Origin of the sequence: Paenibacillus sp. RUD330 (assembly GCF_002243345.2) — a bacterium.
Classification (GTDB): domain Bacteria; phylum Bacillota; class Bacilli; order Paenibacillales; family Paenibacillaceae; genus Paenibacillus_O.
Window position 1 is genome coordinate 3998644 of record NZ_CP022655.2, and the last position, 25295, is coordinate 4023938.

The window sequence follows — 25295 nt, forward strand, 5'->3', positions numbered from 1 at the left end:
CGGAGCAGCTTGTCGGGCAAAGGTTTTATTCCGTTCCGCATTGTTTTTACAGCCGAATCCGGAGCTTGAACAGTCCGGCCTTGCGGGCGGCCATGTAGATGATGACGACCAGCGGTCCGATGAACACGCCGATGACCCCGACCAGCTTGAAGCCCACATACAGGCTGACCAGCGCGGAAATCGAGCCGATGCCGACGGAATCTCCGAGAATCTTCGGCTCGATGATCCGCCTGACAACCGTAATGACGAGGAACAGCACCAGCAGGCCGACGCCCTTCCCGACTTGTCCCGTCATCATGAGGTAGGCCGCCCAAGGAACGAGCACGGACCCGGTGCCGAGAATCGGCAGGATATCCACGACGACGATCAGCAGCGCGATGGCCAGGGAATAGTTGATTCCGAGAATGACGAGGCCGAGCAGCGTGATGATGTACGTGACGAGGCTGAGCAGCAGCTGGGAACGCAGAAACCCGAAGATGGACGACTTGAGATTGTCCAGCACCGATCCGACCTGCAGCTGGGAATCCTCGTGGAACTGCGACAGGAATGACTTGCGCATCGTATTCAGGCTGAAGCTGAACATGTACACGGCCACGATGAACACGATGAAGAAGATGAACATTCCGGGCAGCCCCGAGGCGAACTGGACGACGGACTTGGAGAAGCCCGTCACGACGGACATCAGCGTCCCGGTCAGGCCGCCCAGCACCTTCTCGAGCTGCGCCGCCGCATCGGGAGGCATGTTCGTGTACAGATCCTTGGCGTTGTCGATCGTATGCAGGAAGTACTGATTGGCATCCGCCACCATGCCCGGCACGCGATCCCAGAAGGCGATGAGCTCGGCGATCAGCTTGAAGCCGATGCCTCCCGCCAGCGCAAGCAGCGCAAGCGTGAACAGCGTGCAGGAGACGATCGCCGCGGACAGCCGGTTCATCCGCGCCCGGCGCATCAGCAGGCCGTTCAGCGGCTCCAGGAAGATCGCCACGACGAGGGCGAGCAGGAACGGAGCCCCGACGGTGAAGCTCAAGTACAGAAGCAGCAGCCCTACGGCGATGAAAACAAGGGTTTTGACAGACATCGGCTTCTCTCCCCAAGGGGTGCGGCGCCCCTGGCTGATCCCGGCCGCATCCCCGGCAAGAGCTGTGTCCAGCCTCTCAGGGTTCAGCTGTCGGCCTGCTCCGCCTCTGCGGGAAGGGCTTCGGCTGCGGGATCGCGGTAGATATGTACGCGCAGCACGCGAAGTCGCTGGCAATCTGCTATCTCAAATACATATTCGCCATAAACGACTTTCTTGCCTCTTGCAGGATTTCCTTCCAGCCGGATGAAGAGCCAGCCTCCGATGGAATCGACATCCTCATCCTCGATGTCCAGGCGGAACATATCGTTGATATCGTCGATGAGCATGCGCCCCTCGACGGTCGTCACCTGATCCTTGACGACGACGCTCGGCTGGTCCTGGTCGAATTCGTCATGGATCTCGCCCACGATCTCCTCGAGAATCATCTCCGTCGTCAGCATGCCGGCCGTGCCGCCGTATTCGTCCACGACGATGGCCAGCTGCGAATGGCGCCGCTGCATCAGCTGCAGCACCTGGCTGATCTCCATCGATTCCGGCACGTTCAGCACCGGCCGGATCAGCTCGCGGACATTATGGTCGCGTCCCGCATCCGCCGTCAACAGGTCGGTGATATGGACGAATCCGATGATCTGATCCTTGTCCTCGAGACCGACCGGATAGCGCGTATGCTTGGTGCGGTAGACGATGTTCAGGTTGTCCCCGAAGGACAGGTTGGCGAAAAGGCAATCCATATCCGTCCGTGGCAGCATGACCTCGCGCGCCACCATGTCGGAGAAGTCGAAAATATTGTCGACGAGCTTCATTTCGTTGGAATCGATGACGCCGCTCTTGGCGCTCTGGTTGACGAGCAGGCGGATCTCCTCTTCGGTATGGGCCGTCTCATGCTCGCTTGCCGGAGAGATGCCGAACAGCTTCAGCAGGCCGTTGGCCGCTCCGTTCAGCACGACGATCGCCGGCTTGAACACCTTGTAGAAGAACATGAGCGGTCCGGACAGCCAGAGGGACACGCCCTCCGCCTTCTGGATGGCCAGCGACTTGGGAGCGAGCTCGCCGAGCACGATGTGCAGGAAGGTGATGACCAGGAACCCGATGATCAGGGACACCGTCGAGATGACCGACTCGCTCGTGACTCCGAACTTGAACAGCAGAGGCTCCACGATCATATGCGAGACGGCCGGCTCGCCGACCCAGCCGAGTCCAAGCGAAGCCAGCGTAATGCCGAGCTGGGTCGCCGAGAGGTAAGCGTCGAGGCGATGCGTGACCCGCAGCGCGTAATCGGCTTTTTTGTTGCCTTCGGAGCGCAGCTGCGTCAGCCGCGTCGAGCGCACCTTGACGAGCGCGAACTCGGCCGCAACGAAAAATCCGTTGAGCAGCACGAGAACGGCGACAATGGCAAGGTTGAGAATAATTTCGCCAGGAACGAATTCTTTGGTCATTTCGGATACCCTCCATCAATAGTAAGCAGGCGTGGAGCCTTTTTCACCCCTATTCCCCGAAATCGGCCGGACCGAAGCAGTCTGCGCAGCCGCGGGAAGGCTACAAAATCGCTTTTTTCGACAAGAAGTCGGTATCCCGGTAATACATGTCCTTCACGAGCAGGTTCGGTCCGCAGCAAGCGGCGGCCGGACAATGGCAGTTCACGCTGCGGCTCAGCGGATGCTCCAGCCAGCGGCCGAACACGTCGTCCAGCCGGTCGCGGCCGATATTGCCGAAGGCCGGAATATCGCTGAAGTCCGTGACGAACACATCGCCTGTGAACAGGTTGACGTTGAGACGGCTGCGTCCGTCCGGATCGTTGCGCACGGTGACGCGGGATTCGCCGCGCAGCCTGGCAAGCAGCTTGCGGTCCTCCTCATCCTCGCTGCAGGAATAGAACGGGAGCGTGCCGAACAGCATCCACATCGATTCGTCGCGGCAATCCAGCAGATCCGATACGGCCGCCCTCATCTCTTCCTTGGACAGCGCGGGCAGATCGCTCGCCCATGCGCTCGGGTACATCGGGTGCACCTCGTGGCGGGCGCAGCCCATCTCCCGGATCAGCTGGTGGATTTCGGGCATTTTGCGGTGGGTCCGGTAATTGATCATGGATTCGGCGGACACAAGCACGCCGTCTTCGCCGAGCCTGCGCGCATTGTCCATCATCCTCTCGTACATGCGGACCGCCGCTGTCTTCGGTACGGAATGCCCCGAACGGGCGAAGCCGACCTCATGGAAATCTTCCGCGGAAGTATAGTTGAAGGAGATGTGCATCACGTCCAGATAAGGAGCGATAAGGGCATAGCGGCCGTAATCGAGCGTCACGTTGGAATTGAGCTGCGAACGGATGCCCCGGCTGCGCGCATACTGCAGGATAGGCACGATATACTCCTTGACCGTGCGCTCCGAGTAGGACGGCTCGCCCCCGGTTATGCTGATCGTCCGCAGCTGCTCGACTTCGTCGAGGCGGCTGAGCAGCAGCTGCAGAGGCAGCTTGTCCGGCTCGCGCATCGTCAGCGTGTCGCCGACCGCGCAGTGCTCGCAGCGCATATTGCATAGGTTGGTGACCGTGAACTCCACGCTTGTCAGCGCATGGCTGCCATGCCGGACGAGGCTCTCCAGCGGATCCCAAGGATCGTTGGCGGGAGAGAGGGGAGCTAACGTTTGTTGCAGGTTGGAAGTCATTTCTAACAGCACCTTACTTCTTCGTAGTAGACATCTGGGTCTATTGTACTTCTACGGCTTGGACATATCAAACGGCTCCCGGCCGTTCGGAAGCAAAAAAAAGAAGGCCTCTCTCGAGGCCTGGACACGATGGGCTTCATTCATGCGGCTTAGGGGAAACTGCCGGCCGCCCTTCCGGCCGCGCCGTCGAATGCCGCAGCTATACGCCGACGGCGGCGGTCTCCTCCGGCTGCTCGTCGTTGACGCCCGCGATCATGCGGGTGAGCTGCAGGCTCATGTCGATCTCGTAAGGAGCGTTCAGCCGCATCCCGACTTCATCCTGCAGCACCCTGACGATCGGGCGATGCGGACAGGAGGCCCGGACGTCGACGACGACGCCGACCTCTCCGGTCTGCAGGCGTACGGTCATGCCGATGGGATAGATCGCGACCTTGTCGCGGAACAGCTGCACCATCGACTGCTCGTACTGCGTTCCCGTACCCGCATACAATGCCTCCACCGCCTGATGGGGCAGCATCGGGTTGCGGTAGATCCTGTTGGTCGTCATGGCGTCGTAGGAATCCACCACTCCGATCCATTTGGAGAAGTCGTGGATCTCCTTGCCCGCCAGTCCGTGAGGGTAACCGCTTCCGTCCAGCCGTTCATGGTGCTGGAGAGCGCAAAGAGCCGCGAGAGGAGGGATGTTCGGCTCATTGGCCAGCAGTTCATGCCCGTACAGCGTATGGCGCTTCATTTCCTCATATTCTTCTCGAGTAAGCGATCCAGGCTTCTTCAGCACTTCCAAGGAGATTCGCGTCTTGCCGACGTCGTGGAGCAGCGCTCCCATGCCGAGCATCATGAGCTTGTCCCTGGAGTAGCCATGCGATATTCCAAGCATCGTCGTATATACGCATACATTGAGCGAGTGCTGATAGAGGTAATGGTCGATCGAGGCCATGTTCATCAGCATGACGACGGATTCCTTATGGGAGGTCAGATCGTCGATGACCCGGTTCATCACATCGGCAAGCTGCTTGCCGACAAAGGGATAGGCGACCCCGCGCTTGCGCGGAGGCGCGTCCATCATCTGGCGGAAGCTGCTGCGGATCTCGGTCATCGCTACCCTCATCGTGTCTTCGCTGATCAGCTCCGGCACGATGATGTCTTCCGTGAATTCATCCTGTATATAAAGGAAATTGATCTGGCATTCCTTGAGCCGCTCTATGATCCGGGCGGTCAGCTCCATTCGTTCTCCAAGGAGTACGATCCCTTCTTCGGAAAGAATCTTCTTGGCCAGGATCATCCCCGGCCTGCACATGCTGAGAGGCATCAGAATCATTGCCAGGTCGCTCCTGCCGTCCATAAATTTCACGAGTCGATGATGCTGAGCATACGTAATCGGTTTATCGGCAAGTCCGAACCGGATTGTTATGCTTCTCCGGCTGCCCGCATCAAGAACGCAGCCGGGTGCGCTTGAGGAAGCAGCCGTCCAGGCCGTCGGGGCTCCGCAGCTCTCCGGCCAGCACATGGCGCAGGAATTCCGGCAGGAAATACTTGATGTCCCGGCCTTCTTTCAAGGACAGGTAGCCGACGCCGAACGTGAACATGTCCAGCGTTCCGACGGAGTACTCCCTCTCGTCGTCGAGATCGCTCCCGCCCGCCCTCAGCATGGTGATGCGGCTGCCGGCAGGACGGCGCTCATCCCATTCCAGCTCGAGTCCGTCCATGGCCAGGCATCCGAGCACCCTGCCGCGGAAGCCGAAGCCGCGAATCTCCATCCGGGTGTATGCCTCCAGCAGGGACTGCTCCAGAGCCAGCCGGATCTGGCCGCCCTTCAACAGGATGCGGCAAGGGTTGACCGGAGAGGGGCAGAACGAATGGAGCAACCCGTCGCTGATCTCGCCCGCCGCCAAGCCGCCGAGCAGCTGTCCGGAATTGACGAGGCCGATATCGGCTCCGGTCCAGCGGCGCACTCCGGCCGCCAGCAGGTTGGCGAGCGGGGATTCGCGGTCCGTATCGAGAGGGAGCGGCCGGTCCAGCACCGCGCAGGTTCGGGACATGTTGAGGCGCGAGGACTCCTTGAAGCGCTCGAGAAGCATGGCCGCCGTCGGCTCCTCCCTCATGGATGCCGTCGCGACGAGCCGGGCCGCATAGGTCAGCCGGCCGCTCGCCGCATCCCTTCCGATCTCGATCCTGCCCACATGCTCGCCGAATTTCCCGGTTCCGCACAGCAGGGTCGTCCCGACTGCCATCGGCTCGTCCAGCTGATGATGGGTGTGGCCGCCCAGAATGAGGTCGATGCCGGGAATCTCTTCCGCCAGCCTGCGGTCTACCGGAAGGCCAAGATGGGACAGCACGACCAGGACATCGACCGTTGGACGCAGCTGCTCCGCCTGCTTCCGGATCGCTTCGACCGGCTCCTTGACCGTCCATCCGAGCAGGCCGTAGAAGTTCGGATAGGGCGCCGTAGCACCGATCAGTCCGACGGCCAGACCGTTTTTAGGGATGACCAGGGAGGGCAGCAGCCATTCCGGAAGGCCGCCGGCATCGGCGTCCTCCAGATTGCAGCAGAGCACCGGGAATCTCGCTTCGCAGCCGTACAGCCGCTCCAGCTCTTCCTTGGTGTACGTCAGCCCTTCGTTGTTGCCCGGCACGCCGGCTTCATAGCCGGCGGCGTTGAGGAGCTCGATATTGACGCTGCCTCCGCTTCCTTCCGTCTCCGGCCTCATCCGGTCGAGATGGTCGCCGATGTCGACGGCCATGACCCGATCCGCCCCCCATATCCGCCGGGTATCCGCGATATAATCCGATATTCGGGCCGCCTCTTCCAGACGGCTGTGGATATCGTTGGTGTGGAGCAGCACGACGAGCGGCTCCCGATCTATGATTCTCTCATCCATGGACATCCTCCCGCTGAGCTCCAGGTTATGATCGATGAATGGCGTCTTCGAACAGCCGCCGATGTTGGGTCCGGAGCCCTTCAGCCGCCGATCTGGGACATCCGCCGGGCAGTAGGGGTATGGCTCAGCATTTCTCCATGCAGCTTGGCCGCCATCTCGTGGTTCTCCGGCTTGAGCCGGGCCGCGCGGCGGAACAGCTCGCGCATGGCAGCCGGATCCCCCAGCGCCTGCTTGACGTTCAGCTCATCCACCCAGTACAGGCAAGGCTGCAGGCTTCCGTCAGCAGTCAGGCGGAGCCTGTTGCAGGCGGCGCAGAAGCGGTCGCTGACGGGATGGATCAGCCCGAACGAGCCGGAAGCTCCCGAGAACGCCCAATTGTCCGAAGGACCGTTGCCGGCAAGCCGCGACACCGGCGCATAGGGAATGCCGAGCCCGCCCGCTTCCTCCATGACTCGGCCAAGAGGAAGATAAGCGTTTCTCCACTGCTCGTCGTCATGGCCGATCGGCATGTATTCAATGAAGCGGACATGCAGGGGATGGTCAATCGACATCTGCAGGAACGATCGGATCTCATCCTCGTTGATGCCCTTGAGCAGGACGCAGTTGAGCTTGATCGGGCCCAGTCCTGCCCGCGCGGCCGCCTCGATGCCCGCCATGACCTGCTCCAGCCCGCCGCGCCTGGCGATGAACCGGAAGCGCGCCGGATCCAGCGTGTCCAGGCTGATGTTGACGCGGTCCAGGCCCGCATCGCGGAGCACCTCCGCATGTCTGGAGAGCAGCATCCCGTTGGTCGTCATGGAAATCTCCTCGATGCCCTCGATGGCCTTGAGACTGCGGATGAGGCCGTCCAGACCCGGACGCACGAGCGGCTCTCCTCCGGTGATGCGCAGCTTGCGGAAGCCGAGGGCCGCCGCCGACTGGACGACCTCGACGATATGGTCGTAGCTCAGCAGCGTGTCGGAGTCTGCGAACGGCATGCCTTCTTCAGGCATGCAGTAGAGGCAGCGCAGGTTGCAGCGGTCCGTGACCGATATGCGCAAATAGTCGTGGATCCGGCCGAATACATCGCTCAGCATCTCGCTCTCCCCCTCCTGATTGTTCTATCAGTTTAACATTTTTGCAGGACATATGATATGCTGGAAGCAAACTAGCCGCTAAAGACAGGTGAGATCAGCTCCATGAAATATCCATGGAAAATCGCTTTATTCGCCGGGCTGCCGGAGAGAATCGGCATGCCGGAAATCACGCTTGAGCTGCCTGGGGACAGCATGGCCGCAGGCAGCCTCAAAGCCGCCGTCGCCGCCGCTTATCCGGCTCATGCGGGCCTCATCGGCGTCAGCTTTGTCGCCTGCAACGAGGCATACGCCGCAGACGGGCAGATCGTGGGCTGCGGCGACCGGCTCGCCCTGCTTCCTCCCGTCTCCGGCGGGGAAGACAAGCCCGCCGGCCAGGAGAACGGCAGCTCCGCCAAGCCATACGTCATCACCTCGGCGCCGCTCGACGCGGGCCGGGTCTCCTCCCTCGTCCTTCACCCCGATCACGGAGCCGCCCTCGTGTTCATCGGCACGACGCGGGAGTGGACGCATGGCAAACGGACCGTCCTGCTGGAGTATGAAGCCTATGAGCCGATGGCGCTGCGGATGCTGGAGCAGATCGGCGCGGAGCTGGCCGAACGATGGCCCGGCACCGTCAGCGCCATCCACCACCGCATCGGTCCCGTCGCCGTCGGCGAGGCCAGCGTCGTCATCGCCGTCTCCTCGCCGCATCGGGACGGAGGCTATGAGGCGAGCCGCTACGCCATCGAACGGCTCAAGCAGATCGTGCCGATCTGGAAAAAAGAGATTTGGGAAGACGGATCGGAATGGAAGGGACCTCAGCAGGGTCCTTGGGATCCACTCGCCGGCATTCCGTCATCGCCCGTGGAGGGATAGTCATGGACGAAGCCGCTGCAGACGAAGCCATCGACGCCGGACAGCTCCCCCCTTCCTCCACCCGCTATGCGCGCCAGATCCGTTTTGCTCCTGTCGGAGAGACAGGCCAGAATTCTCTCGCCTCCTCGCGGGCAGCCGTCGCGGGAATGGGCGCTCTCGGCTGCGTCATCGCCTCCCATCTGGTCCGCAGCGGAGTCGGGGAAGTCGTGCTGATCGACCGGGATATCGTGGAATGGAGCAACCTGCAGCGGCAGATGCTCTACTCCGAGCGGGACGCGGCGCTCGGCACGCCCAAGGCGGCGGCTGCGGCCGTGCGTCTGCGGGAAGCCAACAGCTCGGTCCGCGTCCTTGCCGAAATCGCCGATCTGACCTCGGCCAACGCGCCGAGCCTGCTGGCCGGAGCGGATATCATCGTGGACGGCACCGACAACTTCTCGACCCGCTATCTCATCAACGACTATGCCGTCAAACACGGCATTCCGTGGGTGTATGGCGGAGCCGTAGCCGCAAGCGGAATGACGCTGACCGTCATTCCCGGAGAGACGCCTTGCTACCGCTGCCTGTTCCCCTCTCCGCCCGCGGGCGGGACTGCCGACACCTGCGAGACGGCCGGAGTGCTCTCCCCGCTTGTCGACATCGTCGGTTCCCTGCAGGCGATGGAAGCCATCAAATGGCTGACGGGGAACCGGGAAGCGCTGGGCGGATCGCTGCTCCAGCTGGATGTATGGCGCAACTCCTGGATGCAGGTATCGGCGGGCAGCGCCAGGAAAGCCGATTGTCCCTGCTGTTCCAAAAGGCAGTTCGACTTCCTGGAAGAGGTGCGGCAGGAGTCGTCCGCCGTCCTGTGCGGAGCCTCTTCCGTGCAGGTCACGCCTTCGCGCGTGCTGGAGCTCGATCTCCCGCAGCTCGCTTCGCGGCTGGCATCGAGCGGCCGCGCGGAGCTCGGTCCCTATTCGCTCCGCTACCGGTCCGAGAGTGGATTGACGGCCATTATTTTCCCGGATGGAAGAGCATTAGTCCAAGGTACTCATGACCCTATTAAAGCAAAGGGCCTTTATACCGATATATTAGGTGATTAGAATCAACTTTCGCCCTATGCTTCCTGTATTTAGGATTATTTAGATAAGGGTGGGCAGCAGAATATAAACACTGTCGAGGTGCAGCATGAGGGTGCATGTATCGGAAATCAAGGAAGGCGATCGGCTCAGCAGCGACGCCTTCAACCAGTTCGGACTGAACGTCATGTCCAGCGGCACGATGCTGCGGTCATACGAAATCAGCAAGCTGTTGCAGCACGGAATCGATTACGTGGATTTGGCGGAGCCGCCGGCGGCAGAGGCTGCCGGATTCGGACACAGGACGATTGAGTCCGGTTTGTCGCCCAAATGGCTGCCGGCCATGAAGCCGCTTTATGAGAGCGCTATTTCCGGATGCGAGGATTTGTTCCGCCAGGCCGCGGAGGATGGAAAAGTAACGGAAGAGGACGTCGAGCGCACGTTTCAGCCGCTCATGTCCGGCTTTCAGATGGAACGCGATGTCGTCTCCATGCTGCTCCTGCTGAATACGACCGATGACTATACGTACCAGCACTCGGTGCAGGTCGGCATGCTGTCCTACTACCTCTCCTCCTGGATGGGGTACGAAGAGCAGGAATCGCTGCGCATCGGCAAGGCCGGCTTCCTCCATGACATCGGCAAATGCAGGATTCCCAAGAGCATCCTGAACAAGCCCGGAAAGCTGACCCCGGAAGAATACAAGGAAATCAAGCGCCATACCCTGTACGGAGAAGAAATCATCCTTAATTCCTACGAAGACCCCTACCTCTCCACGGCTGCCCTGCAGCATCACGAACGCATGAACGGGAGCGGCTATCCCCATGGGATCAGCAACGAAGACATCTCCCCGATCGCCAAGATCGTGGCCGTCGCGGATGTGTACAGCGCCATGATCTCATCCCGCGTCTACCAGGAAAAGCGCGACTTGCTCTATGTGCTTCGGGAGCTGTACCGGATGAGCTTCCATGAGCTCGACCCGATGACGACCCATACGTTCATCCGGCATATGATTCCTAACTTCATCGGCAAGCGGGTCGACCTCGACTCCGGGCAATCCGGCATCATCGTCATGACTCATCCAACGGAATTCTTCCGCCCTCTCGTTCAGATGGAGGAAGAGTTCATCGACCTGACGCTCGAACGCGAGTATGAGATTACCCAGGTTTATATGTAAAAAAGACCGCCTCCGGATGTCCCGGCGGCGGTCTTTTGGCTAGATGGGCAAGCTCGGGATGAGCTGCTCGTTGTCTTCGTCACAAGCTGCTGATTCCGAAGATGGCCTTGAAGGCCTTTCTGCCTTTCCGGATCCGCTTGAAGCCTTCCCGGGTGTCCAGGATGAATACCGTCCTCCGGATCCAGATGCGAATGTAGGCGGAGCGCGGCTTCAGAGGTCCGAGAACGCCCCTTTGCTCGTGTTCCGTACCGTCCGCAAGCTCGGTTTCCGTCCGGACAAGCCAGCTGTTTCCGAATCCGAATTCAATGTATTTCATTTGAAAGCGGCCTCCCTTCAAAGCGGACATGAGCGCCGGCTGCCGCAAGCCGCAACAGGCGATTATGGAACCGGTCGAAGTTGTCATGTCCGCTTCCATTATGCAAGCTGCGGAGCTCGGTTGTAAATATCAGGCAAGAAGCCGTATTCGGGAAGCTGGTCCCAAAGGGGTCAAAGAGACGGAATTCCGGCGCAGGCCCGCAAAGCCTCCGCCATGACATGATACTTGGCAGGATCGCGGCCTTCGGCCTTGGCCCTGTGCCAAGCCGGCGACAGCCAGTTGTAGACGATTTCCTGGCAGTTGCTTTTCGGGAGAGACTGCCCGGCTGCTGCCCCTCGCACATTGGCGGCCAGCCGCTCGTAATGGCTGGCTGCCGCTTCATCCCCCGCGACGAGCATGGAATGACGGGCAGGCTGGATATAAGACACGATGAGGAAGGAGCACATTTCCTGCGGCAGCTTAGGCTGCGGTTGCGGTTGCGGCAACGGTTGCGGTTTGGATGGATGCATGGATGCCGGCTGCTCCGGCAGGGAGGGGCTGGATGCCGCCAGGACTTTTCGCACATCGGCTATGAGCTCTGCGAACGACTTTCCGCCCCAAGCCAGCGATTGCTCGCAATCCTGCTTCCGCATCGGATCCAGCTGACGGTGAGTTACGATATGAGAAGACGGATTCAGTCCCCACTTGCGGCAGCAGAAGGCCAGATACCAGACATAGCGGCCGTACGCGGCCTCGAAGCCGATTCCTCCTCCGTAGCAGAGCTCGACTCCGAGCGCGGCGTCGTTAGCGTCATACCCGAATCTTTCATTGTCCGTAGTCACGTTCCGTATGACATGCCATGCTTTTTCGGCCGCCTGTTCGCCCGTCCCCGCCGGGATGATTTCCAGAATCCGTCTGTCGTCGATGAAGACATGCGCGGATGCCGTTCGGTCCCTCAAAGTATCGAAGTAACGAAAATGCGCATCGGCGCCCGCGCCGGGATTGCCGGTATCATGCGCAACTAAAAAAGCCGGGCAGCCGGTGATGAGCCGGGCGCCTGGCCTTGTGTTGGAACGAACCGCGATGTAGCGGCGTTCGATCGGATAGCTAGTATCGTCCATGGGAATCCTCACTGCCGGCGACGGCCTCCGCCGTCTGCCGGTACATCTGGTTGCCGTACACGGCAACGGCCGCGCATAAGACGCCTTGCACGGCCGTGTTCGGGCTCCAGCCCAGCGAAGCGCCAGCCATGGCGACTCCGACGACGGTAACGGCGTAGATGATGCTCCAGCCTGGAATTTTAGGCGTGCGCTTGAGGATGTAGCCGGAAATCCAGCAGAGGAGAAGCACCCCTCCAAGCTTCGGCGAGATCCATTGGCTTGCGAGCGTCCAGTCCATCCTCTCAGCTCCCTTCGATGAATTTAAGGACCAGTCCGAGCAGCGTCGCGGCCAGTCCAATGAGTCCAAATGACGTCGTGATGATCCAGCGCTGCCCTTGCTTCATCGCTTCGAGCTGCCCGCGCAGCTCGTCGATCCGATGATGCGCGGCCCGGGCTCGCTGGCCCGCCTCGCGGGCCATGTCATCCGACTTTTCCAATCGCTCCACGAGTCGGCTGACGCTGCCAGCCATATCCGTGAGGGCTTTCGTGTTTACTTCCTGGAGAGTCTCCAGTTTTATGACCTGAGAGGAGATCGACTGCAGCTGCGCGGCTGGAATGTCTATGAGTATTCTCCTTTCAGCAAAAAGAGCGCCTAAGCGGCGCTCTCTGCTCCTGTGATTTCAACGGGTTGCTCTCGATTAATCTGTGTAAACAAGCTCACCCTAATTCAAATAGTTCGGCTAAAACCGGGCGATTGAGAATGTCCGGGTTAAGCATCAAAACCTCATCATATACCTCCTGCATGATAGTCCCAGCATCCAAAGCATTTTTTATTTCATCCAAAAAGTAAGATCCTGCAGCGTATTTAATTGTTCCTTCTCTCTGCGAAACTGGTACGCTGCTCAGTGTCCGAGACTGATTCAGAAAGACTGCCTTTGCATATTGCCGAGTAATTGCTGAAATATCTGCCACTCATGCTCACCATCCTTCAATCAATTTTGATTAAGATAAACAGTTTCGTATAGCTCCAACAGCAGGGTGGTCATATCTGCGTTGTCAGATATGATCTTATCCAAATCGGCTTGCAGTTTTTCATTTCGAGCTTTTACAGCCCACAACTGTTTTTCGGTGCTGGGTGGCACCCGCATGTTTCGCTCATACGCTGCACGCAATTCGTCATAATTGCTCCTCTTAGTTAAAGTAGCGTTCGTTACCTGATAATAGAGCGGATTCATAAATGCGTCCTCAACCAATTCATCATCATTTAATGGCCCGATAACTCCGCAACCATTTGGAATGTTTGTCCACTCGTCGGCATCACCGCAATAGTTCTGTGTAATTTCCCCATCTGTAAGTGAATACAAAAACCAATATTTCATGCGTCCAATCCTCCTTTCTTTTTTATCCGACAGCGAACCATTTAAACTTCAAGGTTCCGCCAAGGTAAGAAGCAGCCGATATATGAAAACCTGTGTTGGTTACCGATGATTGGTCAACCCACACGTTTATATAGCCAGACCCTGCAGGTACGCCCCCCCCATAAACCGCATATACTAGCGGTCTAGTCCCAGATGCATAGTATATCGGGAAGTTGACCCATACGTTATTCTGGTTTCCTCCAGTACCTGTATCTAAAGTTCCTTCACCGCTGGATATTACCGAGGCCCCTGTTAACGCTCTAACAACTCGTATACCAAAAAACCAAGACTCCTGTGTTGCTAACTTGAACTGAAATGGGAAAATCGTCCCACCGTTACGATAGGACGCGTATGTCCTCAATTCCTCGTTATATAAGTCCATCCAAACTTGGGTTTTGTTCACCGTATCGTTAAAATTTATATCAGGAGTATCAATAGTTCCATTTTGCAATGTCAAACCGCTGTTAGCTACGATGGGACTGGAGAACAGTGCGGATTTGTCTGCTTTAATCGTTATGCTATCTGAGGTTGTCGATCCAATATGAAAATCCCCTTCGGAACCGGAGTATATTCCATACGTTTTCCCGTTCGAGGCCGTGTTCTCGAAGATGATGCCGGATCCCCAGCCATTACTACTGGAAGTCACTTTAAGTGCATTGGTATTCGTCGCAGCACGGTTTAGAACCAACGATGTAAAGCTAGGGCTGGATGTCATTCGAACGTCCTGGTCAAAGCTTCTGCCATTTACAGTGGCAGCATCACCTGCCTTTATTCGGCCAAAAGACAGCGCCGTCGTTCCCAATGTGGGGGCACTTGCGTTTATTAATGTCCACCACTGCGAGCCGTTTGCCGCTCCCTCTTTGATGAAAACTAGAGCGCCATTAACAATATCTAAAGAGGAATCAAAGTCCGCCGTCCGTAGCCAGGCACCAGCCGTAATCACGACGTAGATTCCATTCTGGCTTCCTGTCGCTTGATCTTTGACTAGTACTCGGTCGCCAGATGCGGTAACGATGCCATCAATGGTTTGGGCACCGGAAAGTGTAATATTCAACGTTGTCGCTAGTCGCACGGAATCCTTTATAGGTAGTCCGTTTTCAATTCCATCGACGTAACCTTTAGTAGCAGCATCGGCATTCACAATGGGGTCACCGAATTGTGTACGACCTGCCCCATCCCGATTAACGATGGTATTTGGACCAGCAACTGCTGTAGCCCCGTGAATGCCAGCCCCAACAGCGATAATGTGACTGTCCAGCTTCGACTTTTCTTCAGTCGTATAGTCATTCGTAGAAAGCCCTTTACCCGCCGCTTTATCAACCTTTCCCCCCACTGCCGCATCGAGCTTATCCCAGTTATTATTGAGCATCGTCTCGATGTTGAAAGTATCCTCGCCGTCAGTCAGCGGATTCTTCTTGTAGAGATTCAAATTCGGTGTTTGACCAGGCATGCCCTCATTCCTTTCCTACCTACTTTTAAGAACGATGAAAATTAGCGCTTCCTTACTGTGGCTCGAACACCCTGAGTTACCAGATCCCTGTCGCATCTTGACGAATCGATACCTGCCGCCATTCAAAGCCGCATCATCATCTCGTTTCATACCAGCAGCATTCATTTCCCCTTTTCCTCCAGAAAAGGTGCAAAATCAGAAAGCTTCCTAAGCTCCAGATTCTGAAGCTTGAGCCCTTGTACCTCTCTCACCAATAAATACCGAAAAACATACTTCACCAGCAAATGAGCCGGCAGAACATCGCCGACCGCCGCCTTGAGATCCGCCAGGTTGGGCGGCAGCCCCAGCGTGCTGACGAAGCGGATCGTGAAGGTGCTGACCGCCGGATCGTAGCCGACCTCGATCTGTCCGTTCTCGTACGCTTGGGCGACCGACTTGAGCAGCTGCCCGCTGAACTTGCCGAAGCCGCGGATCTTGGACCGCACAACGGCCCTGCGCTGCTCCAGCGGCATGACCGATTGCGCGGTTATGCCCAGCTCCCGCTCCCAATCCTCCAGCCCCCAGGTTGCGGTCGAGGCGAAGCGCTGCTGCAGCTGCTCCGCCAGCTCGGCGCGCAGCCGGTCCAGCTGGCTCCCCTCGGCAGCCGCGAGAGCCTGCATCTCCCCCACATCCTGATAATACTCCGGCCATTCCGCCATCAGCTCGGACGTCGCGTCAGATAGCCCGATCCTCTCCTCCATTGCGACGCTGCCGTCATTCACGCAGCGTCACCGCCTTAACCGCTGCCACGGATCCGGCCGGAACCGCTACATTGACGCTGCCGGAATTCAGCGTCAAGGAGGAGTAATCCTGGACGCCCGGAGTGTCGAACAGCAGCGTTCCGATCCGCGCGAACTTGACGCTGCGATCATCGCCATAGGCGATATCCGCCAGATGGGAGCGGACGGCCTCCGTGAATTCCGCCTGGATTTGGGCCAGGGACCTGGTGCCTGTCCGGGCAACCGTTGCCGCGATCTCCACATTTACGAGGGGAGCCGCCTCCACCGTCACGACCGCGCCGGCCGGAGCGGCTCCCTCGCCCATACCCTCGCCCAGCCCGGTGACAGGATCGATGTAGCTTTTGACCGCCTTCACGATATCGGGTGAAGCGGGAACCTTATTTTTGTCCAGCAGCAGAACCTTCACGGTATTCGGACCCTTCCACGCCGGCACCACATAGGCATCCCCGACTCCAGCCGTCTCCAGCGCCCAGCTGCGATAGGCCGCGCGGTTGCCGCTCGTCGGCGGCGTGCGGACATGCGCAAAAAAGCGTTCACGGAACGCTTCGTCATCCTCCTCGTCCTTGCCCGGCTTCAGCACTCCGCCAAGGGAGGCGGAAGCAAGTCCGTCCACATATTCCAGCGGCAGCAGCGGACCGGCCGGAAGATTGCCTTGTTCCCCTGCGCTCTCGCATACAAGCTCCCATCGTCCCGGTCCAAGCCGCCCCCGCACGCGGAACAGCAGGCCGCCGGCTCCGAACAGGCTGCCTGCAGCCACATCAAGCGGAGCTCCGGCACCATCCGCGAATACTCCCTCTCGCACGGCGGACTCCGCAGGCAGCGGATCGACGCCGAAGTCCGCCCCCCTTGCCCGCAGCTCTTCTCCGCTGGATGTATGCGCATAGCCGAGCAGGTTCTGCCGGCCCATCTCGGCATAAGCCTCCGCCAGCTTGCGCGCGGCCGGAGCCAGCGCGTCAAAGAGGATGCTGCCCTCCCTCTTGTCCAGCTCATCCGGCGCCAAGGCCAGCATTTCCTCCAGAATCGTCTCGAAATTGCGGTCTTCGTACAGCTTCATTCCGGCTTCCTCCCATAAGAGACGGATAGGCTCCCGAACACGGACCGTACCCGGAATGAAACATGCGCCTCGTCCCCGGACGCTTCCATGCGGAACTCCTCGACCCCCGTAATGCGGTCGTCCGCCAGCAGCGCTTCGGTCACGAGGCGTTCCAGATCATGCACGATCCTCTGTCCCAGCTGTCTCTCCATCCCGTAATTATCCGAATAAATGAAATGAGCAAACCGGTCCGTGTCCAAAATCTTGTACACGGCCTGCTCCATCGCATCCAGGGAATCGATCCTCCCGGCGATGCGCCCGTTGTCCAGATCCAGCCGATAAGTGCGGCTCGTCTGAAGCTCTTCGTCGATGGCGGCTCCGAGCGAGGCGCCTTCCACCTTCATCATGGCGCCAGCCTCCCTGCCACGTAGAAATTCAAAGCTCCCTGCTGCCGGATCAGCACGACCCGATCCCCGTCTTCGAGACCTTTGCGCAGCAGAATCTCCGATCCTCCGACCATGATCTTCTGCTCGGTCAGATGCTCCGGCACAATCAGGAAATCGTCATCGAGATTCAGCCGCTGATCGGCGCGGACGACCAGCGGCTCAGCCGACATGACGACTCCCGGCATGACGTCGGCCAGCTTCATGGCGTTGACGCAGCCCTCGGCAATGGCTTTGACGGAATCATTCAGGCCCATCGGCAACCACCTTCATTTCCAATGACATCGTATGCTTGTTCCCATCGAGCTTGTGGGTGCATTCCTCGATCAGGAAAAACCGGCTCAGCCCCAGCTTGTCCACCGTGACCTGGACCTTCATGCCTGCCCGGAGTCCCGGATAGCCGAGCGCTTCGAGCGAGAACTTCTGCTGCTCCCGGTTCTTCACGGCGAGGAGCCGCTTCGCCATCTCCCTGATCTGCTGCTCGTTCAATTTCTCGTCGACCTTTTGATAATATTGCAGCTTGCCCCATCTGCTCATGGAGACTTTATCCGGCTCCACGAACTCCTGCCGGACGCCGTCTTTATTGTCCCGGGCCAGCTTGATGAAGTTGAACGTATCGTCCTCGATGCTTTTCTTGCGCTTGTAGCCGTATACGAGGCTCTCGTCTCCAAGCACGACATCCGCCGCCATATCGCGCACATGAGTCAGCGTCACCTTGCCGAAATCATCATAAAGCACATACAGGTCTCCGCTGGCCATCAACGTCGAATCCAGAGCCCGGCTGACGATGTCGATGCGCTTCTGCCCATCCTCGGAAACCTTCGGAATGCGGTGGACCGTGTTCGCCAGCTTGCCGACCGTCAGTCCGATCGCCTTGCATTGGTCGAGGATGACCTCGTCCGCCCGAATGTTTTTGCGGATATACGTGTCGCTCTCGCTCAGATAGCGCAGCTGATCATAGGCGAGCAGTTCAATCGAGGCTTCCTCGCTGTCGTCCACCGAGAAGATCCGCCCCAGAAAAAAGCCTTTGCCGTCCAGCTTGACTTGGATGGGATTCCCGTTTTCGGCCTTGAAGCCGCCTCTATCCATTCCTTTCGCATAAACGAGAGTCGCTTCCAAAGAGGAAGGCTTGCCGATCCGGCTTGTCTTCCAGGTCATTTGGGAGATGGATTCCGTCACGTTCCATAACGTGCCGTCCAGATTGTCGATCAACACTTCGTACAGCGCCCTCACCTCTTTTTCGGCGGCAGCTGCAGCGTGCGTCCGGTCTGCAGCCGATTCAGCTCGGAATCCTTAATGCCGTTGAGCTTTTGGATTTCACGCCAGCGGCCGGAATCGCCCAGCTGCGACTTGGCCACTCCGATCAGCGTATCGCCGGCACGCAGGACGTACTTCTGCGCCGGGATTCTTTCATCCGAGCGGGCGGAAGCCTCCTTGCGCAGCGCCGTCTGCCCGTTTTTCTGGACCGCCTTAACTTTGCGAGGAGAGAAGAAGGCATATTCCTTGAGCTTCAGGGAGTAGAACACATCTCCCACCGAGCCCGCCTCCTCGTAACGCTCGAACGATTCGATCGTCATCGGCAGATTGACGATATTGCCTTTGTTCGCATTGGCGCCGATGTAGATGACCCGGATCGGATACCCGCTGGCCATCCATTTATTCATGGATTGGACGTAGGAGCTTGGCGGCAGAAGCTCGAAGTATTGCTTGATGATGACCTCGTCCTTCATCACTTCCTTTTCCTTTTTCGAATAGTAAGGGTGAATGAACGGGTAGGTATCCTGCTGCGGAAAAAAGCTCTCGAAGCTGATTTCGGCGAGCTCGGGACTCTCCGGCACCGAAACGCTCCCGATCCCGAGCACTTGAAAGTCGCTCGACCTGCCGCCGCGGCTGATGCTGATCTTTTCCGGCATGACCGGAAGCGGAAATCCCTCCTTGCCATTGTCCCAGCTGAGCCAGATCGTGTAGGGAAGCAGAACCGGTATGACTTTCTCGCTGACTCCGGGATCTTCCGCTGTTTTTACCGATGGAATGCTCACTCCCAACCTCCTTTGCGACTTTATGCCGTCTTTCTCTTATTCCACGGCCAAGCGGGCTTAAACGCCAAAGCTTCCCTGCGCCGAGGCGCTCAGCTCCTGCACCATGTAGGCGTCGATTTTGCCGATGATCTGATCGACATCCATCTCCTTCATGACAGGGCCGGTCGTGACCTGAACGGTCGGCGTCAAGGTGACGAAGTTCTGGAGCGCCTTGATCTCGGCCATGTCGCGCATGACCTTGAGATCCTCGCTGCCGATGTTCACCTCATCCTTGACGCTGCCGACTTCGCCGACCTTGTCGATGGTGCCGATGCCGCCCTTGCCGGCAGCCCCGAAGCCGGTCAGCGCTTCCGTTTTGGCTTGGGCGCCGTTTTTGTCCTGCGGAGGGAAGTTGGTTGCGCCTTTGTATTTGTCTGCATCCTTGGGACCGGCCGAAAAGTCGAAGCTGCCGGCAAATTTAGCGACTTTGCCCGTCAGGTTTATCCCCGTATCCATCCCTTTTTTGTTGAGGTCCTGCAGATTCGCCATATCCATTCTTGGGAGGTGTTTTTTGCTTTTCCCTTCCGGCTCCTTCAGGTACTTGCCCATCATATCCTTGTATTTGTCGCTGATCGCATGGATATTATCCGTTTTGAACGGATCCACCGGCTTGATGTCGGAGCCGGTAAGCTTGTTGTACAGGCCGAGAAGCCCGTTGAATCCATCCAGAACAACGTTGATTCCTTCCAGAATGACCTTCATGAAGCCTCCGGCAAAAGTTTCGGCGCCGTAAAGCATCTGGTACATGGCATTGCCGAAGAAGGCGGCCAGATCATAGAACAGCTTCTGGACCGTAAATACCGGGTCGACGAACAGATTGATGATGAAATCGGCGAAGCTGGCAAAGAGATTCCAACAAACCGCGATGATGTTGTAAATGGCTCCGCCCAGCATATAGAAGGCTCCGATGACGCCTCCGATGATTTCTCCCACCGTCGCCCCCATGCTCAGCATGAGGTACACGAGCCCGCCGATGACAGCTATGATCAGCAGGATTGGCCAGTTCATCGCCAGCCAGGCTGCCGCCGTCGACAGCACCGGAGCGACCATCGCCCACAAGGCCGGCAGCATCGCCCATAATTGGCCGATCATCAGCGGAATAACGACTGCCCCCAGACCGGCGAGAATGGCAATGACGGCATCGCCGTTGTTCGCGAACACATCCATCAGGAAAAAGGCCGCATCCGCCGCAAGGCTGAGCAGCTCCGCCACCACCCACAGACCGGCTGAAAGCGCCTCGAAGAACGGATCGAACTTGCCGGCGTTGAAAGCCTCGCTCAGCTTGTCGAGCGTAGGCATGAGAGCCTCGAGAGCCGGCATGCCGGCTTGCGCCTTGCCGTCATTGATGTGCTGCTTGAAGCCTTCCACTTGGGCAGCCGGAGTGTTCGTCACCTTCTCAAAGCTTTCCTGGCTCATCCCTTGCTTGCTCAGCAAGCTGTCCATCGAAGCGAGAAAGCCGGTCAGATCCCCTTCCGCCGCCTTTTTCATGGCGCCGCTGTCGTCCAGTTTGTTCTGGCTGATGCCCGAGCCTTCCAGAAAAGCCTTGGAATCGCCGTTCATCAACCCTTTGAGCGAGCCGGTAGCCGACTCCAGATTTTTGGACGGGTTCAGCTTCTGCATTCTCATGGCGATGCCGTTGAGCGCCGTCAGCATCGCCGGATCGGTTGTCGTTCCGATCATCGACATCGCCGATTTATGGGCTTCGGCCGGATCGTAATTGGCCTTCAAGGCCTGCTTATTGACGGCATCGAAAATGACCTGGCCGCCGGTATCGCTTCCGGCACGGGCCGAATAAGCATCGATTTGCCGTTTGCGCTCCATAGCCCCGCCGACCGATTCCTTGAAGATCGGAGCGATTTTATCGAACGCTCCCTTGAGCCCGGACCAGACCCCCTTGAGCGCGGAGCCTATACCGCTCCCCGAAGACGCCCCGCCGCCCGGGCTGGATACATCGGCCGCCAGCTTGATCTTGAACGGCCCCGAATCCAGCACGGCTTGAATTTGGGAACGCAGCGCAGCCCCGTCGATTCGGATTCGGACTCCGTTCAGAACGAGGTTGCTTTTATTCATCGCCATGATCCGCTTCTGCATCGAATTCAGCTGCCGCGAGGCCGAATCGGTCCGGATCCGCACATCCAGCGTTTTTCCCAGCTTGGCCTGCAGCTTGTCGGTCAGCTTGATCGTCTGCTCCAGCGTTTTGTTCACCTGCTTCAGGGTGGCGGAGAACCGGTCGTACAGCACCAATGTCGCCTGTAAAGTCGCCATTTCATTCCTCCTTTCCTTGCTGCTAACGTCTGCGGGAACCGGCGGACGACTGGAGCCGCGATCTCTTCTCGGCTTCCAGACGCGCCCGCACCATCCCGATCAGCGCCCCTTTTTGCCGCGCGGTCAGCGCGGCGAATTCCCAAGGCATCAGCTTGTATTCATTGAGGGCGAAGTAGGCGTAATTCCACTCCGCATCGCCCTCGTCGATCAGTTTTTTACTTCATCGGAAATCTCGCTGACATCGCGGTCGAAGCCGTTGATTTCCTGCACCTTGGCCGCCAGGTTGGCGAACTCGCCCGCGAGCAGCATTTTGCGCACGACGGACGAAGCCCCCCGGACGCCGTAGGATTGCTGCAGCTCGGCGTCGTTCAGGTCGGGGTAGACGACGCAAGCGGCGACCATCCGGCCGAGGTAGGCGTTGTAGTCGAGCTCGGGCACGCCCGAGCTCCCTTTTCCTTTTGTCCGCTTGGTCGAGGCGCTGCGGATCTCTTCATTCAGCTCTTCGGAGATCGCGCGCAGCTTCCAGGCGACCGGACGCCCGGAGGCATCGAGATAACGGTCCGAAACGACGACATCCTGCGGCTCCGCCTTGACGGCGCTGTCGGCAAAAAACAGTTTCATGCTCATGAATGCTTCCTCCTTTGGATTAGCCCGGGATCGGGTCGGTGAACGTGTCGGTGATCAGAACGTTATGGAATGTGAACGGCACTTCCTCGTCCAGCGCGTCGGACTCCACATCGAGGGCGGCCATGACGATCTCGTCGAGATTGACGCCGATCAGGGAGACGACCTGCTTGCCGATGGTGGATGCCGGGTCCTCGTTCGTGATGGTGATGTCGAAGTACGTGTCGATACCCTTGTGGATATATTTCTCCATCATCTCGCGGAATCGGGAAGTGACGTAATAGATCGTCATCGTCCCGGTGCCCTCCCAGCCGGTCGCTTTTTTCTGCGTGTTGCGGTTGCCGAGCGTCTTGATGTCGGCCTTGTTTTTCTTCGCCGTGGCACGGAGGTTTTTGACAAAGAACATTTCGACGTTCTGTCCGTCGATCGTGGCGAATGCCGTACCCGAATATCCGGAAAGAGTATCCCCGGCTCTCAGAAAAGAAGTCGTCATTTTACTTCACCTGTACTTTCATGTAGATTTTTTCGATCGAGTCGACCGGCTGGACGGATGCGTTCACGACGACCGTATCCGGCTCCGCTCCCTGCGACACGCCGATATCCTGGGCGGAATCGAAGTTCTGGATGGCGCCGATGGACTGATACTGCTCCATCAGCTTCACGCAGTCCTTGCGGAAGAGGGAGCGGCCGTTGTCGTTGTTGGCCATTTTCCCGATATAGAAGCTCTCGAACGTGTTCTTGAAATCGTTGGCCAGCCCGTCCAGCACGCGCAAAGCCGCATTTTTGCCGAACACCTTGCCCTTCTGCGCCGTCGGCGTCCGGTAGGAGTTGATGTCCTGCTCCACCACGACGCCGCCGCCGCGTGCCGTGAACAGGAATTCGCCGCCTTGCAGGGCGGCGGTCGTCGCCGAGCTCGTCAGGCGCGGCGACGCATCGACCGCTCCCTCGTAGCGGGAATAGGTCAGCGATTCATTCGCCGCTGCCGCAGCCGTAGCGGCTGCTGCCCACACCGCGGTCTGGCCGGCGCTGAGTACGGTTCCGTTGTCCAGCTTGACGCCGTTTTTGACGCTGATGACGCCTTCGTCATTGGCTGTCGTGTAATTTTCCAGCACAGTCTGGATCTTGCGTCCTTCATCCTCTCGCATGCGGCGGACGAAGGCGGCGAAGAGGCCCTTGATGACGGCATCGGTTCCCGTATACACGACCGTATTGAAATCCTGCAGCTCGATGGCCGCGAGGAAATCCGTATAGTTCTGGTTCGTCACCGTTCCGTCGGCGCCGCCGATCAGCGGCGCTCCCGCTGTCGCAGCCAGCTCGCCGGTCCCGCTCCAGACGATCCAGTCGGTCGCCGCCAGCCCGGCGATGTTCGCCACCGTCTGCTTGTTCACAGTGGCGCCTTCGAGCATCGTCGTGACGTCGAATTGGCCGACCTTGTCCACGCTCGCCGCAATGACAATCGACAGAGCGTTGCCGCGGACGCCGGCGTATTTGGCTGTGGCGGTCAGCGTGCCGCTCGTCACCTTGGCCGCCGTGCCGCCGTTCAGGCGGTACAGCAGCAGCCGGCTGGCGCGCTTGAACGCCTCGCGGACCAGCAGCATTTCCGGAGCCGCCAGACTGTAGCCGAGCTTCGCCGTCGTATCCTCTCCCGCATCCAGCACCGTCAGCGCGGTCGGAGCTCCCCAGGACAGCGGAAGCGCGAGCGCTACCGTTCCCCGCTCTCCGAGAACAACCGGAGCTCCGCTCGTTGCGAAATTGATATAGACGCCAGGCCTTACCTTGTTCATTGCTGTGAATGTGCCTCCTGCCATGTTATACGGCCTCCCTTTTCATGAACTGATCCACTTTTTCCGCTACTTGCTCTTTCGTATAAGAAGCTCCGTCCTCCAGCAGCACGGTCAGCAGATCGCGCAGCGGGAAGTAGAGCTCGCTTGCCAGCAGCTGTTCCTTGCCGTAGGCGGCCTGCTCTTCCGGCACGCCGTTCTCATCCTTGTTTTGTCGGGCCAATCGGCTCAACCTCCTCCATTAATTTGTGCATCATGATGCCCGGCTCTTGCTGCTCCACGCCGAATGAAACATAGGCGGCCTTGGCATACAGCATGCCGTCCGCCAGCTCGTGGCTGATGCCGCTCCCCCTGGCAGCCGTTCCGTCCGGCAGGACGACAAGGTCCAGCAGGCGGTAAAGGGAATCCGCCGGCGTCGCCGCCTGCGCGCCTTCGGCCGGACGGTGGGCGACGAGCAGAGTGTCCGATTGCCGCCAGCGCCCTCCGAGCTGGCGCTGACGGCTTCCTGCCAGCAGCCTCACCTCGAAATACGCTCCCGCGGCCGGAGGCCCGCCGCCCGGCTCCTCGGCGCTGATGACGGGAATGCCGGGAAATTCGGCCTGCAGCGAACGGGAAACGGCCAGCGCCACTTGCTTCATCGCTGTCATCCTCGTCCCGCTCCTCCCTCGCCGCTGAGCACGGCATCAAGCGCTTGTCCGAGCGTTGCGGGCCATTCCCTTTCCAGCCGGGACAAAGCCAGCGCCAGCATGAAGCGGCCTTGCTGCCGGACGCCGCTATCGCGGCTCCCATATTCAAGCTTCGCAGCCGCGGGATCCGGGTGGTAGACATCCACGCTCATCTGCGCCCCGCCCCTCTTGACGACACCGGTTTTCCAGCCTCGGCGGCTGCCCGCCCATAAGGGCGGAGTACGTTCCGCAGCCATGTCGGCCAGCTTGCCGGCTTCCTCGGCCAGCATTCGGTCCATCAGCGCCGGCCACTCCTTCTCCAGAGCCTTCAACCGTTTTTGAAGGCCTTCCGGATCGTCTACGGTTATCGCGCCCATAGCGGACATGGCCATTCCTCCTTTCGTCCAGATCAGTCATCAGGCTTGGAAGAAACGAAAGGAAGCCGTCCTGTATGCCGGACGGCTTCCCTCTTTTCATCGTTCCTGATACTAGCATATTAGCACGTCCAAACCCGCCTCAAAGGCTCATATCCGTCTCATTCCCGTCTCGAAACCGTCTCATCCCGATTCAAGTCCGCCATTCCGCC

General features: G+C 58.9%; 29 protein-coding genes. 3 read left to right on the plus strand and 26 right to left on the minus strand.

Going from position 1 to position 25295, the window contains the following annotated elements; genetic code table 11:
* Nucleotides 1-46 precede the first annotated feature (46 nt).
* From ytvI to moaA, 6 genes are all read right to left on the minus strand, one after another.
* On the minus strand, nucleotides 47-1078 hold the full coding sequence (gene ytvI, locus CIC07_RS18260; protein WP_076354026.1) for a sporulation integral membrane protein YtvI: 1032 nt from the start codon (nucleotides 1076-1078) through the stop codon (nucleotides 47-49).
* Between the two features lie 83 nt (nucleotides 1079-1161).
* Nucleotides 1162-2514, minus strand: coding sequence for a hemolysin family protein (locus CIC07_RS18265; RefSeq protein ID WP_076354024.1), 1353 nt, complete (start codon nucleotides 2512-2514; stop codon nucleotides 1162-1164).
* A 100-nt stretch (nucleotides 2515-2614) separates the two neighbouring features.
* On the minus strand, nucleotides 2615-3739 hold the full coding sequence (yfkAB, locus tag CIC07_RS18270; RefSeq protein ID WP_076354022.1) for a radical SAM/CxCxxxxC motif protein YfkAB: 1125 nt from the start codon (nucleotides 3737-3739) through the stop codon (nucleotides 2615-2617).
* A gap of 199 nt (nucleotides 3740-3938) precedes the next feature.
* The gene (locus tag CIC07_RS18275) at nucleotides 3939-5057 is read right to left on the minus strand and encodes an HD-GYP domain-containing protein (protein WP_094248135.1); all 1119 of its coding nucleotides are present in this window, start codon (nucleotides 5055-5057) and stop codon (nucleotides 3939-3941) included.
* 112 nt (nucleotides 5058-5169) lie between these two features.
* Nucleotides 5170-6618, minus strand: coding sequence for a bifunctional metallophosphatase/5'-nucleotidase (locus CIC07_RS18280; protein WP_076354018.1), 1449 nt, complete (start codon nucleotides 6616-6618; stop codon nucleotides 5170-5172).
* An 80-nt stretch (nucleotides 6619-6698) separates the two neighbouring features.
* The gene (gene moaA, locus CIC07_RS18285; RefSeq protein WP_076354016.1) at nucleotides 6699-7694 is read right to left on the minus strand and encodes a GTP 3',8-cyclase MoaA; all 996 of its coding nucleotides are present in this window, start codon (nucleotides 7692-7694) and stop codon (nucleotides 6699-6701) included.
* A gap of 102 nt (nucleotides 7695-7796) precedes the next feature.
* Here moaA and CIC07_RS18290 point away from each other — a divergent pair, with 102 nt between their 5' ends.
* The 3 genes from CIC07_RS18290 (at nucleotide 7797) to CIC07_RS18300 (ending at nucleotide 10778) form a co-directional block, all read left to right on the plus strand.
* The gene (locus CIC07_RS18290; RefSeq protein ID WP_076354014.1) at nucleotides 7797-8549 is read left to right on the plus strand and encodes a molybdenum cofactor biosynthesis protein MoaE; all 753 of its coding nucleotides are present in this window, start codon (nucleotides 7797-7799) and stop codon (nucleotides 8547-8549) included.
* Between the two features lie 2 nt (nucleotides 8550-8551).
* Nucleotides 8552-9628, plus strand: a complete 1077-nt coding sequence (locus CIC07_RS18295; RefSeq protein ID WP_076354012.1) for a ThiF family adenylyltransferase — start codon at nucleotides 8552-8554, stop codon at nucleotides 9626-9628.
* 85 nt (nucleotides 9629-9713) lie between these two features.
* Nucleotides 9714-10778: an HD-GYP domain-containing protein gene (locus CIC07_RS18300; RefSeq protein WP_076354010.1), complete on the plus strand. Its 1065-nt coding sequence runs from the start codon at nucleotides 9714-9716 to the stop codon at nucleotides 10776-10778.
* Between the two features lie 79 nt (nucleotides 10779-10857).
* Here CIC07_RS18300 and CIC07_RS18305 read toward each other — a convergent pair whose 3' ends face one another.
* The 20 genes from CIC07_RS18305 to CIC07_RS18400 all read right to left on the minus strand — a co-directional run bounded on the left by CIC07_RS18305 (nucleotide 10858) and on the right by CIC07_RS18400 (nucleotide 25095).
* Nucleotides 10858-11094, minus strand: coding sequence for a DUF3977 family protein (locus tag CIC07_RS18305; protein ID WP_076354008.1), 237 nt, complete (start codon nucleotides 11092-11094; stop codon nucleotides 10858-10860).
* Nucleotides 11095-11264: 170 nt separating this feature from the next.
* Nucleotides 11265-12194, minus strand: a complete 930-nt coding sequence (locus CIC07_RS18310; RefSeq protein WP_076354006.1) for a peptidoglycan recognition protein family protein — start codon at nucleotides 12192-12194, stop codon at nucleotides 11265-11267.
* On the minus strand, nucleotides 12181-12471 hold the full coding sequence (locus tag CIC07_RS18315) for a phage holin family protein (RefSeq protein ID WP_076354004.1): 291 nt from the start codon (nucleotides 12469-12471) through the stop codon (nucleotides 12181-12183). The genes CIC07_RS18310 and CIC07_RS18315 overlap by 14 nt, the downstream gene beginning before the upstream one ends.
* 4 nt (nucleotides 12472-12475) lie before the next feature.
* The gene (locus CIC07_RS18320; RefSeq protein WP_139334401.1) at nucleotides 12476-12679 is read right to left on the minus strand and encodes a hypothetical protein; all 204 of its coding nucleotides are present in this window, start codon (nucleotides 12677-12679) and stop codon (nucleotides 12476-12478) included.
* A gap of 211 nt (nucleotides 12680-12890) precedes the next feature.
* Nucleotides 12891-13145 carry a hypothetical protein gene (locus CIC07_RS18325; RefSeq protein WP_139334400.1) on the minus strand — a complete coding sequence of 85 codons (255 nt, stop codon included), beginning with the start codon at nucleotides 13143-13145 and terminating at the stop codon, nucleotides 12891-12893.
* 20 nt (nucleotides 13146-13165) lie between these two features.
* A complete protein-coding gene (locus CIC07_RS18330) occupies nucleotides 13166-13552 on the minus strand; it encodes a hypothetical protein (protein ID WP_076354002.1) in 387 nt (128 codons plus the stop codon).
* Between the two features lie 22 nt (nucleotides 13553-13574).
* Nucleotides 13575-15041 carry a hypothetical protein gene (locus CIC07_RS18335; protein ID WP_076354000.1) on the minus strand — a complete coding sequence of 489 codons (1467 nt, stop codon included), beginning with the start codon at nucleotides 15039-15041 and terminating at the stop codon, nucleotides 13575-13577.
* Between the two features lie 161 nt (nucleotides 15042-15202).
* Nucleotides 15203-15802, minus strand: a complete 600-nt coding sequence (locus tag CIC07_RS18340) for a putative phage tail protein (RefSeq protein ID WP_234992865.1) — start codon at nucleotides 15800-15802, stop codon at nucleotides 15203-15205.
* On the minus strand, nucleotides 15795-16874 hold the full coding sequence (locus CIC07_RS18345) for a baseplate J/gp47 family protein (protein ID WP_083687875.1): 1080 nt from the start codon (nucleotides 16872-16874) through the stop codon (nucleotides 15795-15797). Before CIC07_RS18345 ends, CIC07_RS18340 begins: the two co-directional genes overlap by 8 nt.
* Entirely contained in the window at nucleotides 16871-17260 is a 390-nt protein-coding gene (locus tag CIC07_RS18350; RefSeq protein ID WP_076353998.1) for a DUF2634 domain-containing protein, read from the minus strand. The genes CIC07_RS18345 and CIC07_RS18350 overlap by 4 nt, the downstream gene beginning before the upstream one ends.
* Nucleotides 17257-17553, minus strand: a complete 297-nt coding sequence (locus tag CIC07_RS18355; RefSeq protein WP_076356777.1) for a DUF2577 domain-containing protein — start codon at nucleotides 17551-17553, stop codon at nucleotides 17257-17259. The genes CIC07_RS18350 and CIC07_RS18355 overlap by 4 nt, the downstream gene beginning before the upstream one ends.
* The gene (locus tag CIC07_RS18360) at nucleotides 17540-18511 is read right to left on the minus strand and encodes an XkdQ/YqbQ family protein (protein ID WP_234992864.1); all 972 of its coding nucleotides are present in this window, start codon (nucleotides 18509-18511) and stop codon (nucleotides 17540-17542) included. The genes CIC07_RS18355 and CIC07_RS18360 overlap by 14 nt, the downstream gene beginning before the upstream one ends.
* Before the next feature lie 14 nt (nucleotides 18512-18525).
* On the minus strand, nucleotides 18526-19335 hold the full coding sequence (locus CIC07_RS18365; RefSeq protein ID WP_234992863.1) for a LysM peptidoglycan-binding domain-containing protein: 810 nt from the start codon (nucleotides 19333-19335) through the stop codon (nucleotides 18526-18528).
* Between the two features lie 57 nt (nucleotides 19336-19392).
* On the minus strand, nucleotides 19393-21639 hold the full coding sequence (locus CIC07_RS18370; protein WP_076353996.1) for a phage tail tape measure protein: 2247 nt from the start codon (nucleotides 21637-21639) through the stop codon (nucleotides 19393-19395).
* Between the two features lie 207 nt (nucleotides 21640-21846).
* On the minus strand, nucleotides 21847-22266 hold the full coding sequence (locus CIC07_RS18375; protein WP_076353994.1) for a phage tail assembly chaperone: 420 nt from the start codon (nucleotides 22264-22266) through the stop codon (nucleotides 21847-21849).
* A gap of 19 nt (nucleotides 22267-22285) precedes the next feature.
* Entirely contained in the window at nucleotides 22286-22756 is a 471-nt protein-coding gene (locus CIC07_RS18380; protein WP_076353992.1) for a phage tail tube protein, read from the minus strand.
* A 1-nt stretch (nucleotide 22757) separates the two neighbouring features.
* Nucleotides 22758-24047 (minus strand): phage tail sheath family protein, encoded by a 1290-nt coding sequence (locus CIC07_RS18385; protein ID WP_327205361.1) that lies wholly within the window; start codon nucleotides 24045-24047, stop codon nucleotides 22758-22760.
* 25 nt (nucleotides 24048-24072) lie between these two features.
* Nucleotides 24073-24267: a hypothetical protein gene (locus CIC07_RS18390; protein ID WP_076353988.1), complete on the minus strand. Its 195-nt coding sequence runs from the start codon at nucleotides 24265-24267 to the stop codon at nucleotides 24073-24075.
* Nucleotides 24245-24691 (minus strand): phage tail terminator family protein, encoded by a 447-nt coding sequence (locus tag CIC07_RS18395; protein ID WP_076353986.1) that lies wholly within the window; start codon nucleotides 24689-24691, stop codon nucleotides 24245-24247. The genes CIC07_RS18390 and CIC07_RS18395 overlap by 23 nt, the downstream gene beginning before the upstream one ends.
* Nucleotides 24688-25095 (minus strand): HK97 gp10 family phage protein, encoded by a 408-nt coding sequence (locus CIC07_RS18400; protein ID WP_076353984.1) that lies wholly within the window; start codon nucleotides 25093-25095, stop codon nucleotides 24688-24690. The genes CIC07_RS18395 and CIC07_RS18400 overlap by 4 nt, the downstream gene beginning before the upstream one ends.
* Between the last annotated feature and the right edge of the window lie 200 nt (nucleotides 25096-25295).